The sequence below is a fragment of the Corynebacterium sp. genome, assembly GCF_030532965.1.
GTDB lineage: Bacteria > Actinomycetota > Actinomycetes > Mycobacteriales > Mycobacteriaceae > Corynebacterium.
Window position 1 is genome coordinate 55,981 of the sequence record NZ_JAUNKC010000007.1, and the last position, 15,146, is coordinate 71,126.

Sequence of the window (15,146 nt, forward strand, 5' to 3'; positions counted from 1 at the left end):
TTAGTCTTCCTTTCGCGAAGGCAAATAGGTGGTGGTATCCACGTGGCGCAGAAGCGCTGAACGTTCAATGCCGTGGATTTCCAATTGGGCGATCGCCGAGCCGGTGGCGGTGCCTTCCGCAGGGCCTGCGACAACTGGGATGCCGCATTCGTCGGCAGTGAGCTGGCATAACAAGGTGTTGTGCACTCCGCCGCCGATCATCCGCAGGCTGTCGAACGTGGTTCCGGTTACCTCTTCGAGGTGTCGCACCGTCGCCGCGTGGGTGCGGGCTAAGGAGGCAGTCACAACCCGCACAATCATGGCCTCACTGTCATGCTTTTCGACGCCCGCCGCCGCCAACTTCCCAGAGATTATCGCCGGATAATCGCCCGGTACGGCAAAAACCGGATCGGTGGTGTCGATATACACCCCCGGGTCGGGGCAATGGGCAGCCTCTTTAGCCAGCAGCGCAATGTCGCTCGGTCGACCTTGCTCGGCAAATACCCGGCAGCACTGTTGCAGAATCCACAATCCGGTCAGGTTGCGCAGTAACCGGATCTTGCCGTTGGTGCAAACCTCGTTGCTTAACCCGGCGCGGTAGGCGGAGCCGTCAAGCACCGGAGTATCACGCACACACCCAACGAGCGACCACGAGCCGCAGGACAAAAACCCCTGGGTTTCGGTAAGCCCCAGCCCATGCACCGCGCAAGCGGTATCATGCCCACCAGCGCGCACCACCGTGAAATTCTCCAGACCGGCGACTGTGACCGGCCCGATGTCGGTCATTTCCGCGCTGAGGGGGCCGACGAGTGTCGGTGGGATTGCATACGCGGTGAATACGTCCTCAGCCCAGTTGGCACTGCCAGGCTGAGTGAGCGCGGTTGTTGAGGCGATGGTGGGCGACCACCCCATGACCCCGGTGAGACAAAAAGCCACATAGTCAGGCAATAGCAGCATTTTGTCTGCGGTTTCCAACCGGCCGTGCGCAAACAATTGGCGTGCGGTGGTGATGGTTTCCGGCTGCACACCAGTGAGGGCAAAGTGTTGTGCAGGGGCAAGTGCGGCTTCGGTCGCAGCTTGGGTGGTGTGGGTGCGTTCGTCCCGGTAACAAATAACTGGCGCTACGCGGTTACCTGCGGCGTCGACAAGCACGTAGTCAACACCCCAGGTGTCGATGGCGACAGTGGCTGGCAGACCACCGATCGCATCCTTGGCGTGGCGCAGTCCAGTAATTGTTTCGGCTACCAGGTGGTCAATATCCCATACCAGGTGGCCGCCCTCAGTGTGGGCGTGGTGGGCAAACCTGTGGACCTCTGTCATCTCGAGGGTGTCTCCCCCGGCCGAGCTGGCGACTACGACTCGGCCGGAGGATGATCCTAGATCCACAACTACGGCGTAGCTGAGCGTATCCATCAGCCGTAGAGGGGTCCGTAGTTTGCGCAGGCGCGGAAGTCAGCGGATTCGGCATCCTGGGTGCCGTGCAGCCCCCAAGCACGCGGCCGGAAAATCCGGTCGGCTTCCACGTTGTGCATATTCACCGGGATGCGCAGCATCGCTGCCAGGGTGATCAGCTCGTGGCCGAAATGCCCGTATCCGATGGCGCCGTGGTTCGCTCCCCAATTGTCCATCACCGAATACACGCTGGTGAAGGCACCCTCGCCCGTGAGTCGCGGCGCGAAGAAAGTGGTGGGCCAGGTGGGGTCCGTGCGGTCAACGATGGCGGCGGTGGCGGCGTCGTCAAGCAAAACCGTGGTTCCCTCCACAATCTGCAACACCGGGCCTTGGCCCTTCACCAGATTCAACCGCGCCATGGTCACCGGCATACCACCCGGGGTGGTGAAGTGGGTGGAGAACCCGCCGCCCCGGAAGTACTCATGGGTGGCGGCGTGGAAGGTAGTAGCCTCCAAGCACGCGGTGATGTCCGCATCGGTCATTTCCCACCACGGCTTGATGGTTGGGTTTCCATCCGCATCGGTGGCACCACCTGAGGCATCAAGCGACGTGGAGCCGGAGTTCCGCAGATCCAAGAACCCCTGTGCCGCCAAGCCTTCCGGTTTGGTGCCGGTGACCCGTTCGATAGCCTCCGGCGACCAGTAGGTGCGCACATCGCTAAAGAGCTGAGTGCGGTTGGTCAGCAAGTGGTTAAACAGCATGCTGATGCCGTTGAGCACATCGTTTTCGGTGGCGAACGTCAGCGGCTGCCGCTTACCGTTCCAATCGAAGCTGGTGTTGAGAATCGTCTCCATGAAGTCGCCGTTAGGAAGGTGATCCGTCCACTGGCGTTGCCCCTGGAAACCGGCGCAGATGGCGTTATGGCCAGCGGCTTCCTCGACGAAACCCAACTCGGCAAGACGTGGGTTACCTACCATGAGGTCCTTGGCGATCAACGCCATCTTGGTCACATAATCCCACTGCCGTTCCCGCTCGTCGTCAGAAATCTGGTTGTGCTTAGGGTTATGATCCTCCCCCTCGGTGATCCGCTCCCGCACCCACGCGCGAGCCTTGTCATATTCCTCACTATCGAATACCTTACGGTCGACCCGCCGCACCAGTTCGGTCATGTCGACGCTTTCGGTGCCCATGCCCAGGTAATCCTGCAGCATGTGCCGGTCAATAACCGAACCTGCGATACCCATGCAGGCGGAACCGATCTGCAAGTAATTACGTCCCTTCATGGTGCCAACCGCGATGCCGCACCGGGCGAACCGCAAAATCCGCTCCGCTACTTCCGCCGGGATGGTTTCGTCGTCAGCATCTTGCACATGCTCGCCGTAGATTCCGAAAGCCGGAACCCCGAACTGGGCGTATGCGGCCAGATTGGCGGCCAGGGTGACCGCGCCGGGACGTTCTGTGCCGTTGAAGCCCCAGATGGCGTGTGGGTAATTGGGGTTGAGATCCATCACTTCGGTGACGTAGCACCAGGATGGGGTGACGGTGAGCTCGGCGGCGATGGGGAGTTTGGCGAATTTTTCGGCGCACTGGGCGGCTTCCCCGGCGCGGCCGATGGTGGTGTCGGCGATAACGCAGGTTACTGGGGTGCCGTCTGCGTGGCGTAGATTGTCTTCGATGAGTTTGGCGGCTGCCGTGGCCATTGCCATGGTTTTTTCTTCCAAGGATTCGCGCACGCCTTGGCGACGGCCGTCAATGATGGGTCGGATTCCGATGACTGGATGTTGCGTCATTGTTCTTCCTTACTTGTACAGCATGGTTTGGATGTCGGCGTCGTCGATATTGTTTTTGTCGTACCACGCAAAGTTGGTGGCGATATTCTTTTCGACGGTTTCGCCGCCTGCGGCGGCAAAGGCGGCCTTTACTGCCTGGTACCCGATGTCGACTGGGTCCTGGGTGACTGCGCCAGCGATGGTGCCATCTTTGATGAAGTTCATCTGTGCTTCACCGGAGTCGAAACCGACGACGGTGACCTCACCTTTCTTTCCGGCTTCGGTGACGCCGAGGCCGATTCCGACAGCGGAGCCTTCGTTGCAGCCGTACATTGCTTTGATGCCGGAGTGTGCTTGCAGCATGGACTTGGTCAGGTCGGCGGATTTCTGGTGGTCACCGCCGCCGTATTGGATGTCGACGACTTTCAAGTTAGGGGCGTTCTTCTCCAGGTACTCGGTGAATCCGTCGCGGCGATCCTTGGCGGTGGTGGAGGTTTGGTCTTGGCAGACGACGCCCACTTCGCCGGTATCCCCCACGAGCTCCACCACGTGCTTGGCGGCTTCAGCGGCTGCCGCTTTGTTGTCGGTGGCGGCGGTTGCGACTGGGATGTCGGAGTCGACGCCGGAGTCAAATGCGACCACTGGGATGTTATCGCCCTGGGCGGTGGTCAGCAGCGGGATGGCGGCTTGGGAGTCGAGTGCTGCGAAAACCACGGCGATTGGTTTCTTCGACAGCGCGGTTTGCAGCTGTTGGATCTGCTTATCCACTTGGGTTTCATTGTCGGGGCCGTCGTAGGTGATGGTGGCGCCGACTTCTTCGGCCGCCTTCTCTGCGCCCTGCTTGACTGCCTGCCAGAATTGGTGCTGGTAGCCCTTGGATACCACCGCGATGTAGGGTTTGCCGTCTGACCCCGGTGACGGGGAGGAGGTTCCTGCTTGGTCGCCGGAGTTTCCGGAGCACGCGCTCAGCAGCGTGGCAGCGCCTAGGACGGCGAGGAGTTTCTTGTTCATGGTGCTAGTCCTTTCTTAAAAACTAGAGTTAGGCTTTCTTTTCGCGACTTCGGCGAAGATTGTCGGCGAAGACTGCGATGAGGATGACGATGCCGATGGAGACTTTCTGCCATTCCTGCGGAATGGACATGATTTGGAGGCCGTTGGCCAGAACCGCCATGAGCAGCGCACCGATGAAGGTGCCGAAAATGGTGGCCCGACCGCCCGAAAGTGAGGTGCCGCCGATGACGACTGCGGCGATCGCTTCCAGCTCATAGCCCATGCCGGTGGCCGGTTGGGCGGAATTGAGCCGGGCGGATAACAGGATTGCGGCTAATGCCGTGAAGATTCCCGCGAAGGTGTAGATGGCGATCAGCCAGTTCCGGGTGTTGACACCGGAGATGCGGGTGGCTTCTTCATTGGAACCGATCGAGAGGGCGTAGCGGCCAAGCAGGGTTTTGGACATCACCACTGCCGCGATGATGGCGCAGATGATGAATACCAGGGCGGCATTGGGGAACTCTGGTATGACCTCGCCTTGAGATATAGCGGCAAAGGCGGGGACATCGGTGAGGTAGATCGGGGTGGATTTGGTGATAATCAAGGCAAGGCCTTGGGCGACCATCATCATGGCAAGGGTGGCGATGAACGGCGGGATTTTAAAGATTGCCACGTTCATGCCGTTGATAAATCCCATGAATGCGCCAAAGGCGATGGCGGCGATGATACCGATTGGCAGTGGCAGCCCTAACCAGTCTCCGCTTAAGAACACACCGGTCATGACGGCGCACAGGGTCATGCCGGTGCCGACCGACAGGTCGATGCCGGAGGTGGCGATGACGAAGGTGGCGCCAAGGGCCATCGTGCCGATCACCGCAGAAGACAGCAGAATGGATGTGATGTTGCCCCACTGGAAGAAATTGTCAGTGGATACGGAGAAGAAGATGAAGATCAAGGCCAGGGCTGCCAGCGCCAGCAATTGTTGTAGTTGAGCGCCAAGCCGTGCGTTAAGGGTGCTTGCGGTCGTGGTAGATTGCGCAGACATTAGGCCACCTCCTTATCGGTGTCGCGGAATTTGGTTGCCAGTTCCATGATTGATTCTTGGTTTGCCTCGGAGTTTTCCAAGATGCCGGTCATGCGGCCGTTACACATCACGCCAATTCGGTCGCAGATGCGCAGCACCTCGGGGAGTTCGGAGGAGATGACGATGAGTGATTTTCCTTCGGCGCAAAGTTCGTTCAAAAGGGCGTAGATTTCGTCCTTGGCGCCAACGTCGATGCCTCGGGTGGGCTCATCGACAATGAGGATGTCGCAGTCGCGGACCAGCCACTTGCCGATGATGACTTTTTGCTGGTTTCCGCCGGAAAGATTGCGGATGATTTGGTGGATGCTGGGGGTTTTGATCTTTAAGCGATCCACCTGGGCTTGGGTGTCGCGAGCAATGTCGGCTTCGCGAATGATCCCGAACTTCGAATATTTGGTGGACAGCGACGAGAGCGCGGTATTGGCTTTGACATCCATGTCCAGCAGGAGCCCGTATTGTTTGCGGTCCTCCGACAGATAGCCGATGCCGTGCTCGACCGCGTCCGCTGGCGAACGAAGGTGAACTTTCTTGCCCGCAACGGAGACCGTCCCGGCGCTTTTCGGGTCGGCACCGACGATGGCGCGGGCGAGTTCGGTGCGCCCGGCCCCCATGAGGCCCGCGATGCCGAAGATTTCGCCGCGCCGCAACTCGAAGCTGACATCTTTGACCAGGTCGCGGGTGGAGAGCTTGTCGACGCTCAAGACAACCGGCTGCCCTTGGAAGTCTTTGGGCTCCGGTCGGACATCCGTGACAATCTGGCGTCCCACCATGGCTGCGATGATGTCCTTGATGGGCGTTTCGGCGGTTTCGAGCGTGGTGACGTATTGGCCATCGCGAAGCACCGTCACCCGGTCGGTAATCTCGGCGATTTCGTCCATGCGGTGTGAGATATACACCATGCCGGTTTCGGGGGACACGAAATTGCGGATGAGCCCCATCAAGGTTTCGATCTCGGTATCGGTGAGGGCGGCAGTGGGCTCGTCCATCACCAAAATCTTGCAGTCAAACGAAAGTGCTTTGGCGATTTCCACCATTTGCTGCCGGGCCACCGTGAGGTCGCGGATATAGGCGCGGGGATTGACGTCGATCCCGAGTTTGGTCAGCAATTGCTCGGCGTTTTTCACCATCGCATTGTCGTTGAGTAAGAGCCCACCGGTTTTAGCCTCCCGACCCATGTAGATGTTTTGGGCGACAGTCATGTCGGGCACCAAGTTGAGTTCTTGGTGGATGATCGAAATTCCTTTTTCCTGTGCGTCGCGTGGCCCGGTGACATCGCTTTCGTGTCCATTGATGTAGATGCTGCCGCCTGGGTCCGCGGTATAGACGCCGGTGAGGATCTTCATCAGGGTGGACTTGCCTGCACCGTTTTCACCGCATAAGCCCAATACTTCATTGTGGCGCAGGGTGAGCATCACATCGTCCAAAGCTTTGACGCCTGGGAAGGTTTTTGAGATGTGTTCAAGGCGAAGTAAATCGGTGGTCATTGCCTGCCGCCTCCTTTCACTTGTTTCAGTGGAAGCAAATGAGGCTTGGAACACACTCAGCTTTTATTGTGGGGTGCCTCACTTACCGCTCTAGGCTCAGCTTGCATGATAGCGCTAACATTGGCAAGCGATTCCGATAGAAAATGAAAAAGATCCCAACAGCTTTACCCCCGCTAGAATCCGAAATTTCCACACACATTTTCGGTGCACATCGCCGCTAATCGACGCATATGCAAGTCGGCCCAAACAGTCAACCAGCCCGCACCCAGAGAGGGTAATTACCGTGCTAAATGGCCAAATTTTCCATCCTGTTATGTGAAGGTTCACATTAGCAAGACCTTAACCAAACCTCCATAAAAACCACCCATCAGATGACCGAATATCACGAGCGATACACCACCCCCACGATCACAGATTTTTAAGCATTCTTGGTTGGATATTTCCACATTGCCCACCATGGGGCGTCGAAAAGCGAAAACCGCTGCAAAAATCTTGAATTTTTATTAACTTTAGATAGCTTAAAGCTAATTTATGTATGATAATTGCACTAGATTGCAGTTAATACACATCGGAGGAACCACACGTATGCGTCGCCTTTTCTGTCGTGCTGGATGGCAGCCGCCCTCACATTCACGACAATCGTTCCCGCAGCTCACAGCGCCGAAACCCCTCCGCAGCCCCGCAGCGCAAGCGCCACAACGTCCGCCCAAACAACGCCACCGGAGACGCAACGCCGCGGCCAAGACTTCGATCTGGGCACCATCATCAGCATCATTGTTAGCGTTGTCGCCAGCATCGGGGTATCGCTCATTGGGCTCGCTCCCCTGCTGAATTATTATCTGCAAAAACATCCCCGGTTTCGTTAGGGAAGACTAAAATCTCAAGGCACATATCACACGTCATGTGAAAGGCCGTCCGCGTGGATTCCGTCATTCGTCCCAACCTTAAAAACCTCGAATCGCCATTTGCCGAATTCGCCGCAGCAAATCTGCGCCGAACCACGAAGCTAACGCTTATACCCGTCACCACACCGCTCGCCGCTACCGCCTCACGCACTGGCAATACGGCGGCAGTGACGCCAAACCATCCGTGGCCCGTTGATTCCTCTGGCAACCCGATGCAGCATCTCGCGCAGCTTAACCTCGCCGAACTGCCCGCCCGAGAGGAACTACCAACGGAAGGTTTGCTGCAGTTCTTCGTCACGGTGGATGACCACATGGGCACCACAAACGGTGCAACCCCCGACTACTCAGAAAGCGTCGTGCGCTACATTCCGGCAGCGGAACTAGAAACTGCCACCACCGAAACCCACGATCACGTCGCGAGCACCTTTTCCATCGACCAATTCACGATCACTGGTGCCCTCTACGACCAGGCACCGCAATGCGGCGACTACCAGTTCAGCGCGGTAGCGGAACAGGCGGGCATTTACACAGAAGAAGAGGATTTCCTCGACTCCATCGGATTCTATGATGACGAAGACTTCGAGGACCTCGACGAAGAAGACGTCCTTGAAGAACACGGGTGGCAGGATCCACTTGACGCGCTAGCGGACGTCACCGACAATTACGCTCAGCTTTTCCTCGGTGGCTGGACCCAGCACCCACAGCAAGATCCGCGCGGCTACCTCAACGACCAGAATTCACGGTACTTTCATCCGCATTTCCAAACCCAAAACATGCAGCTACTTCTGCAACTCGCATCCGTCACCGACCCCGCTACCGGTGCCCGCATCGATATTGGCCACGATGGGATTCTACACTTCTTCATCGGCGACAAAGATTTAGCCAACCTTGATTTCAGCACCCCACTGTACAGCTTTAGCACCCACTAGTCCCCCGCCCATCCCGTGATCCTAAGGAATGCTTCGCCGTGACTGATATCCGCCCAGCCCTCACCGATTTCTACAACACCACGACTCGCCCTGTCGTCGCCCTGAAATTACACCCCGTTTCTGGCTCTGGACCGCAAGAACTCGATCCGGCGAGTTCCCGGGTGGGATACCTCGGTGCGGTCACCCCGGATTTTCCCTGGCCCCGCGGCTACAACGACAAACCGATGTGTTTAATCGCCCAGCTCAACCTCGCGGAACTACCGCCATTGACCGGCTACCCCACCGGTGGGCTTCTCCAGTTCTTCGTTGCGGATGATTTCTCCTTTGGATCCGACGAAGCCGCAACCGGCGGCAAGCCGGGGTGTCTGGTGCGTCTCATACCTGCCGACGAGCTTGATAAGGCCCAAGCCGCCGAACATATTCCGGATAATGCCGAATTTCTTTTAAGCGGCGGGCACTTCACGGTCACCGGCACCCATATTCAGCAGGGGATCAGCAGTGCCGAAAACCCCGTTGTGCTGAACGAACTCGCCGAGCACGGCCTGCCTACGGATGCCACTACTGCCCGGAAACTGCGGCGGATCATCACCGCACACCAGCCAGAACCATATCCCTCGATTTTCGGCGATGGGTGGGGCTACTTCTTCCACTGGGATCCCCGTGAGGTCGGCGACGGTCAGCGGCTTCTCCTCCAGCTTCATGCATACAGCACGCAGGACGTCCAATTGGTCCTAGGCAATGAGGGGTGCATGAGTTTCCTCATCGACGACCATGACCTTCAACGCTGCGACTTTAGCAATATCACGTATCTCTTGGAAGTCTCCTAACGCCCGATACCGCGCGGGCCGGGATCGTTACCGGATAACAGCTTGGCGACGCCCCCCACGTCGCCGACCAAAACGAACAAATAATAAAACCGCACCGCAGCACCACAACTACAGATTCCGTTTAGATCGCCTTAGAAAGCAGAAATATGTCGGCAAATGACCACGTCCAGCCCAGTTTCGACGACTGCACGGATCCTCTGGCCAGCGACATGTTTACCTGCGTGCTCAAACAACTACGGTTGGGCCACATCCACTACCGCGACATAACCACCGAGCACCCCAAATCGATCCAATACAAGGATGTCCGCATCCCCATACAGGCCCTTGTAGAGTTCGCGTTAAACGAGCTGGACCTAAGTTCCACTACTGCCGACGAATGGGATACGGTGGATAAACTCCGGGAACTGGTTGGGTGGAACGCCATTAGCGGGCCTATGTGCAACTGGCTGAGGCGTAACCTTACCGAACCATACTTTCCGGCTACTCAAAACCCCTATGCAGTTACTACGTGGAACCCCAAGCCCGAGGTGGATCTAACAGAAGTACCCCACGAACTACTAGAGTTTGCGTGCACCGTTGCGGTAGCCGATATCCGCTATTCGTCCCCAACCTCGCGCCAATACGCAGATATGCTGTTAAACCAGGCCAAGGCATTGGGTTCTGATACCCCACGCCGTCTGCGTGAAACCGGCAGCGGCGATCTGCCTGACACTATCGCCACTTCCGCTGGCGATAGTTGGCACGGGCAGGCAAATGACGTCTCCGGGATTATTTCCGTGACCGTGACGCAGGAAAATCCACACGCGTATCTCGCGGTGTTGGAGTACCTTATCCGCGTTATCTCCTGTCCTCTATTCCCCGCAAGCTACGGCATCGATTTCACCGGCCCCACCGAGGACTACCTCCCCATTCCGTATGTGGAGACCAACAGCATAAATCAGCTTTTCCAATGCGCTGCACGCTATCCCGAATTATTCGGAATCATCGCCGACTACGCTCGCGCAGCCATGAGGGAATACGAATGGTATCTCGGTTTAGAAGACGAGAACCGGGCAATGCCCGGGACGTTCGCGGTTTTTGCACTTGGGCTTTACGACGCCACCGCCGCCCCACTCGTCAACGACTACATGGAGCTTTGCGACGATGAGCACCAAGAAGTGCACGCGTTGTTCGTCGCCGCCGCCATCGAGAGAAATGGATATACCGCTACAACAATTGAGTACCTTGTTCGGTGCCTTGAGAATTGCCAAATAGAACCAGAATTGACTGAGATGACGGAGAAAACTCCTGATGCTGACGCGCGTGAGATTCTCAACGAGGTGGAAGCTAACGTTGACGAATACCTGTGGGAACGTATTCGCTACAGCATCTGGGGTGAATAGTTTTCCATGCTACGTAGCCAAACCCGCCATGAATCACGCGACCGAAATAAGTGAAACGGCGTTATTCGAATAACACATTGCTGCGATAACAATCGCACTGGCCAAGTGGGGTCGGGCAGCGAATCCAGCATCCAATTCCGCAAGGTTTCAAACAGTTGCTTTACTAAACCCGCCACAAACTCGCGACTGGTAAAGAATACAACCGTGGCCCTAAAAGCCTTCCCTCGTAGTCCGTGCTAAAACCAATCCCCGCTACAAATTTGTCCCCGTATTTATCACGCAATGTTGAGATGATGAGACGCGGCTCTTGAGGCGTCGAAAAGCAAGAAACTTATCCATGCCACAGTGTGCGAACTGCTGCCAATGTGGCCTGGCTAACGCACTATTTATGCAGCTTAACCCTTTACCTTCCCACTATGCGGTGCTAGGTTTTAGGCTATGTCGGCACCGCAGAAGGACCCGTCACCGTTGGCAGCCCCAACACGAAGGTCAACCGCGCGCTCTAACCGCCGCAGGAATCTGGCGCGGACCATCGTCGCGGTCCTGGCGATAATTGGGGTTTGGCACGTCGTGGCAACAGTAACAGGCAAGGCTAGAGTCGGGTATTTCCAGTCCGTCGCTGGCCGTAACGCCTACGCAGCCGCATACCGCGATGCCATGACGCTCATGCCCCCGCTGACGAAACAACATGATATCCAGACGGACTACGGCACAGTGCGCGTTTACGAGTGGAGCACACCCGCGACTGCGGATTCAACTCCTATAGTGCTGTTACCGGGGCGTTCGTCAGGGGTGCCCATGTGGGCAGCCAATCTGCCGAGCTTTGCCGAAACTCACCGCGTTGTGGCATTCGATGCGCTTGGCGACGCTGGCATGTCAGCCCAATCGGCCCCATTAATCTCAATGGCGGACCAAGCTGAATGGATTGACCAGGTCATGGATGCCGTAGCCCCTATGGGCGCGCACTTTGTTGGCCATTCCTTCAGTGGGGCGACCGCAACCGCGTATGCGTACACCCATCCGGAACGCGTCGTATCCCTTGCGCTTCTCGAACCGGTCTTCACTTTCGCGTATCCACCTGCGTCCATGATGGCTTGGGTACTTGTGGCATCGATTCCCGGCGTCCCCGATAGCATTCGCAACCAGGCACTTAACCGCATCGGCGGTGTCGAAGACGACCACGATGACGATGACGCCCTGGCGCGCATGATCGCATTAGGGACAAAGCATTACCGTGCGCAACTGCCAACCCCGTCACTGCTAACCGCATACACCGCAGCGGCGCTATCTATGCCGGTCTACGTTGCGATAGCCAGCGACAGCTCACTTGCTGGCGGGCAAAAAGCGGCGGATAAGGCTCATCAATTGCTTGACGACGTCACAGTGCACACGTGGCCGAACACCACCCATTCTCTTCCGATGCAGGCGCCCGACGAATTGGCTACCCACTTGCAGAAACTTTGGGATAGCGCGAAGTAGGAAATTATCACAACTCAACGGCTCAAGGACTTGCGTCGTACCCGTTTTGAGCTAGCAATATGCGGAAGATAGTAAGAGATAGTAAAGGATAATAAGAGATAGTAAAAATAATGTAGATTTATGTCATGAGCCGTGTACGCAATCCTTTCAAAGCCACATTGGGAGCAACCCCGCCATACCTTGCTGGTCGTGAACAAGAAATTGAAGACTTCAAGGATGCGCTTTTCGACGGCCCAGGCGCACATGAACGAGTTTCCCTCATTACCGGCCTTAGTGGCGTGGGTAAAACTGTATTGCTTAATGCATTTCAAGATGTCGCACGAGCCGAATCTTGGTGGGTTATCGCCGAGACTGCAACCCCTGGTTTTACCCAACGCATTCAAGATGCAGCGTACCGGATCATCCAAGAGAACTTTCGCATCCACAAGAAAACTCTTACAGGTGTAAACATCGCCTCGCTAGGAGGCTTGCAGTTCACTGAGACAGAGAAATATCGTCCAAATACAACGTTACGGGATGTCCTCACGAATCTTTTCACGTTGCAGGCACATATTGATGCCCAAATTGGACAGGAACCTGTGGGAGTGCTTATCACCTTAGATGAGCTGCATTGTAACCGAAAAGAAGAAGTTATTGACTTCGGGGCGACCATTCAGCATTTGGTCCGTGAAAACTGCGAGATTGCCGTAACCATGGCAGGCATTCCACAATCCGTGAAACCACTTTTGGCGGCTGATTCTGGGCAAAATCCCGTAGCGTTCCTACGCCGCGCCAACAAAATTGCACTGGGGCTGGTCACTGATTCCGATGTCCGCACAGCCCTTTCGTCCCCGCTAGCCTCATTAGATTTCGAATGGGAACCAGGCGCACTAGATCTAGCTGTTGAGATTTGTGGCGGCTACCCATTCATGATTCAGCTGGTAGGCCAATACCTGTTCCGCACTCGGGACGGAAACCGCATAACCTTAGACTCGGTTACAGCAAGTGGTGAACGCGCCCGCCACCGTCTCGGCGAGTTGGTTCACGAACCTTCCCTTTCAGATCTCTCCCCCACGGATCAAGATTTTCTTAAAGCGATGGCAGTTGACGACGGGCCGTCCAAAATGTCCGATATTGCCCAGCGACTTAATGTTGACGCGCAATACGCAGGCAACTACCGACGTCGTCTTTTAGACGCCGAAATCATCTCAAGCCCCCGCTACGGGTATGTCAGTTTCGCTTTGCCCTATATGCGGCAATACCTTACATCACCGACCAATTCCACACACTTTTAAAAAAGATAAGGAAACGGCTTGATGCCTTATGATCCAGTTTCACGGTTGCGAGACTTTTAGGAAATAAACCACGATCTACGTGGGAAAATGCAACCAAACAGCAAACTGGACGGCGCTCTACTGCTAAAACAGTCGGAGTTCTACCGATAAACTGCTCGGCATTCTATTGCTAAATCGGTCGGCGCTTTACGACGATTACCTGGTGGCAGATTGCTGATTCACCGCCATTGTCTGTAACCCATGAAAGCTCCCTTTTCATCGCTGTAGGATGGGCTGATGCATATGTATAGGTCGATTGTAAGAACCCTTTTCACGGTAATTTTCATTTCCGGAGGTTTCTCTCACCTTGTGCTCGGCCGAACGCATCCAGAAAGCTACGCGGTGTTCGGCGACACGGCGCTCATACCGTCGCTTTCTAACCTGTGGTCAGATTTTGTGATGCCGAATATCGGATGGCTCACCATCGTGCTTGGCTGCTACGAAGTAGTTGCTGGTGTCCTCCTTTTGATGAGCCGCTCAAAAGCACGTCTCGGGGCCTGCATGATGCTTGCTTTCTTAATCTTCATCACCATCGTCGGTTATGGATTCCCCACCACGACCATCGTCGAGGATTTGCTAAAGAACAGAATCATCACGATAGTGATGGCACTCCTACTTATCCCCGTAGTCCTAGAATCAAGCCCGAAAAGCTGGCGCGCAATGTGGCGCCATACGTAATGCACGACAACCTCAGCATTGCGGTAAAAGTGTTCCCACGCAGGCGTTTCACTGTTCGTTCAACTAGTGCCGGGTGAGCTGCGCGATGCTTGTCGACGTAGCCAGAAGCCTTTTATAAAACCCCGCAGTATCTGCACTTTATTGTCATAATCGGACCTATGATCTTTTCTTCCGAAATCGAGGCACGGCTGAAAGAACTGGGCGCAACCTACACCAGCCCCAATGACACTTTGCAGGAAGCACTCATGTCTATGACGTTCCCAACGCCCATCATTGAGCAAGGATTCAGTGACCACGTCGAATACAGCGATGATCTTCGCAAGATCCTTGAACACCAAGGACAACTGCGTGAACTGGTTCAAAGGGCAGACTTCACATTCTCGCCTTGGATCGCAACGCCGCTGAGCCCAGGAACCACAGACTACGAAGAGTGGCACGATGACGAGGGCTTCATCACCGGAGTCGCATCAAAACTACCCACAACCACTAAGTCCCCAAACTTCATCATCTTAGGAAACACCCGCTACCAGGTGGGATTTTTCGTTCTTAGCGACGATCCCCACCCCCAAAATCCCACTGTTTACGCCATGGACCACGACGCCTGGTTCTATGACATCGAATACAAACTCACATTCCTTGATTTCTTAAACAGGTTCGCCACTGACACCGAATTGCGGGAAGAAATCAACGCATATTTCGCAAGACCTTCAGATTAAAACGCTTCAACCGGTAACCAACCATCGTATAAGGGAGCAACGGGTTAGTTACAAGGTACAGGGTGCTGTCTAAATTCACACGGCACGAATAACAGAGATAATCACATCGTTTTTGCTCAAGCTTTCTCAATCTCGATCTACTCGGCCGACAGCCCAACCCGCTTACCCCCGTTTTGCGTCAGTGCCCCTGAAAAATCTGCCATATAGAGAAGAAATTTG

The 15,146-nt window shown here is 55.8% G+C and carries 13 protein-coding genes; 8 read left to right on the forward strand and 5 right to left on the reverse strand.

Going from position 1 to position 15,146, the window contains the following annotated elements; translation table 11 throughout:
* From Q4D85_RS05110 to Q4D85_RS05130, 5 genes are read right to left on the reverse strand one after another with little or no spacing between them, the layout of a single operon-like run.
* Complete coding sequence (locus tag Q4D85_RS05110; RefSeq protein ID WP_303198684.1) at nt 1–1,392, reverse strand: rhamnulokinase family protein; 1,392 nt, start codon at nt 1,390–1,392, stop codon at nt 1–3.
* Nucleotides 1,392–3,161 carry an L-fucose isomerase gene (locus tag Q4D85_RS05115; protein ID WP_303198685.1) on the reverse strand — a complete coding sequence of 590 codons (1,770 nt, stop codon included), beginning with the start codon at nt 3,159–3,161 and terminating at the stop codon, nt 1,392–1,394. Before Q4D85_RS05115 ends, Q4D85_RS05110 begins: the two co-directional genes overlap by 1 nt.
* Nucleotides 3,162–3,170: 9 nt before the next feature.
* Nucleotides 3,171–4,151 (reverse strand): ABC transporter substrate-binding protein, encoded by a 981-nt coding sequence (locus Q4D85_RS05120; protein WP_303198686.1) that lies wholly within the window; start codon nt 4,149–4,151, stop codon nt 3,171–3,173.
* Nucleotides 4,152–4,179: 28 nt separating this feature from the next.
* A complete protein-coding gene (locus tag Q4D85_RS05125; protein ID WP_303198688.1) occupies nt 4,180–5,175 on the reverse strand; it encodes an ABC transporter permease in 996 nt (331 codons plus the stop codon).
* Nucleotides 5,175–6,698, reverse strand: a complete 1,524-nt coding sequence (locus tag Q4D85_RS05130) for a sugar ABC transporter ATP-binding protein (protein WP_303198689.1) — start codon at nt 6,696–6,698, stop codon at nt 5,175–5,177. The genes Q4D85_RS05125 and Q4D85_RS05130 overlap by 1 nt, the downstream gene beginning before the upstream one ends.
* Before the next feature lie 611 nt (nt 6,699–7,309).
* Here Q4D85_RS05130 and Q4D85_RS05135 point away from each other — a divergent pair.
* The 8 genes from Q4D85_RS05135 (at nt 7,310) to Q4D85_RS05170 (ending at nt 14,927) form a co-directional block, all read left to right on the forward strand.
* A complete protein-coding gene (locus Q4D85_RS05135) occupies nt 7,310–7,564 on the forward strand; it encodes a hypothetical protein (protein WP_303198690.1) in 255 nt (84 codons plus the stop codon).
* A 53-nt stretch (nt 7,565–7,617) separates the two neighbouring features.
* Complete coding sequence (locus Q4D85_RS05140) at nt 7,618–8,532, forward strand: YwqG family protein (RefSeq protein WP_303198692.1); 915 nt, start codon at nt 7,618–7,620, stop codon at nt 8,530–8,532.
* A 38-nt stretch (nt 8,533–8,570) separates the two neighbouring features.
* Nucleotides 8,571–9,359, forward strand: a complete 789-nt coding sequence (locus tag Q4D85_RS05145) for a YwqG family protein (protein ID WP_303198694.1) — start codon at nt 8,571–8,573, stop codon at nt 9,357–9,359.
* A gap of 146 nt (nt 9,360–9,505) precedes the next feature.
* Nucleotides 9,506–10,741, forward strand: coding sequence for a DUF6138 family protein (locus Q4D85_RS05150; RefSeq protein WP_303198696.1), 1,236 nt, complete (start codon nt 9,506–9,508; stop codon nt 10,739–10,741).
* A 570-nt stretch (nt 10,742–11,311) separates the two neighbouring features.
* Nucleotides 11,312–12,220: an alpha/beta fold hydrolase gene (locus Q4D85_RS05155; RefSeq protein ID WP_303198697.1), complete on the forward strand. Its 909-nt coding sequence runs from the start codon at nt 11,312–11,314 to the stop codon at nt 12,218–12,220.
* A 125-nt stretch (nt 12,221–12,345) separates the two neighbouring features.
* Entirely contained in the window at nt 12,346–13,494 is a 1,149-nt protein-coding gene (locus Q4D85_RS05160) for an ATP-binding protein (RefSeq protein ID WP_303198698.1), read from the forward strand.
* A 348-nt stretch (nt 13,495–13,842) separates the two neighbouring features.
* Nucleotides 13,843–14,211 carry a hypothetical protein gene (locus tag Q4D85_RS05165; RefSeq protein WP_303198699.1) on the forward strand — a complete coding sequence of 123 codons (369 nt, stop codon included), beginning with the start codon at nt 13,843–13,845 and terminating at the stop codon, nt 14,209–14,211.
* Nucleotides 14,212–14,369: 158 nt separating this feature from the next.
* Nucleotides 14,370–14,927 carry a hypothetical protein gene (locus Q4D85_RS05170; RefSeq protein WP_303198701.1) on the forward strand — a complete coding sequence of 186 codons (558 nt, stop codon included), beginning with the start codon at nt 14,370–14,372 and terminating at the stop codon, nt 14,925–14,927.
* The last annotated feature ends 219 nt before the right edge of the window (nt 14,928–15,146 follow it).

Bases quoted from the DNA above. Each gene is read 5' to 3' on its own strand.
- Q4D85_RS05110 (WP_303198684.1), bottom strand. From the start codon at position 1,392: ATGGATACGCTCAGCTACGCCGTAGTTGTGGATCTAGGATCATCCTCC.
- Q4D85_RS05115 (WP_303198685.1), bottom strand. From the start codon at position 3,161: ATGACGCAACATCCAGTCATCGGAATCCGACCCATCATTGACGGCCGT.
- Q4D85_RS05120 (WP_303198686.1), bottom strand. From the start codon at position 4,151: ATGAACAAGAAACTCCTCGCCGTCCTAGGCGCTGCCACGCTGCTGAGC.
- Q4D85_RS05125 (WP_303198688.1), bottom strand. From the start codon at position 5,175: ATGTCTGCGCAATCTACCACGACCGCAAGCACCCTTAACGCACGGCTT.
- Q4D85_RS05130 (WP_303198689.1), bottom strand. From the start codon at position 6,698: ATGACCACCGATTTACTTCGCCTTGAACACATCTCAAAAACCTTCCCA.
- Q4D85_RS05135 (WP_303198690.1), top strand. From the start codon at position 7,310: ATGGCAGCCGCCCTCACATTCACGACAATCGTTCCCGCAGCTCACAGC.
- Q4D85_RS05150 (WP_303198696.1), top strand. From the start codon at position 9,506: ATGTCGGCAAATGACCACGTCCAGCCCAGTTTCGACGACTGCACGGAT.
- Q4D85_RS05160 (WP_303198698.1), top strand. From the start codon at position 12,346: ATGAGCCGTGTACGCAATCCTTTCAAAGCCACATTGGGAGCAACCCCG.
- Q4D85_RS05170 (WP_303198701.1), top strand. From the start codon at position 14,370: ATGATCTTTTCTTCCGAAATCGAGGCACGGCTGAAAGAACTGGGCGCA.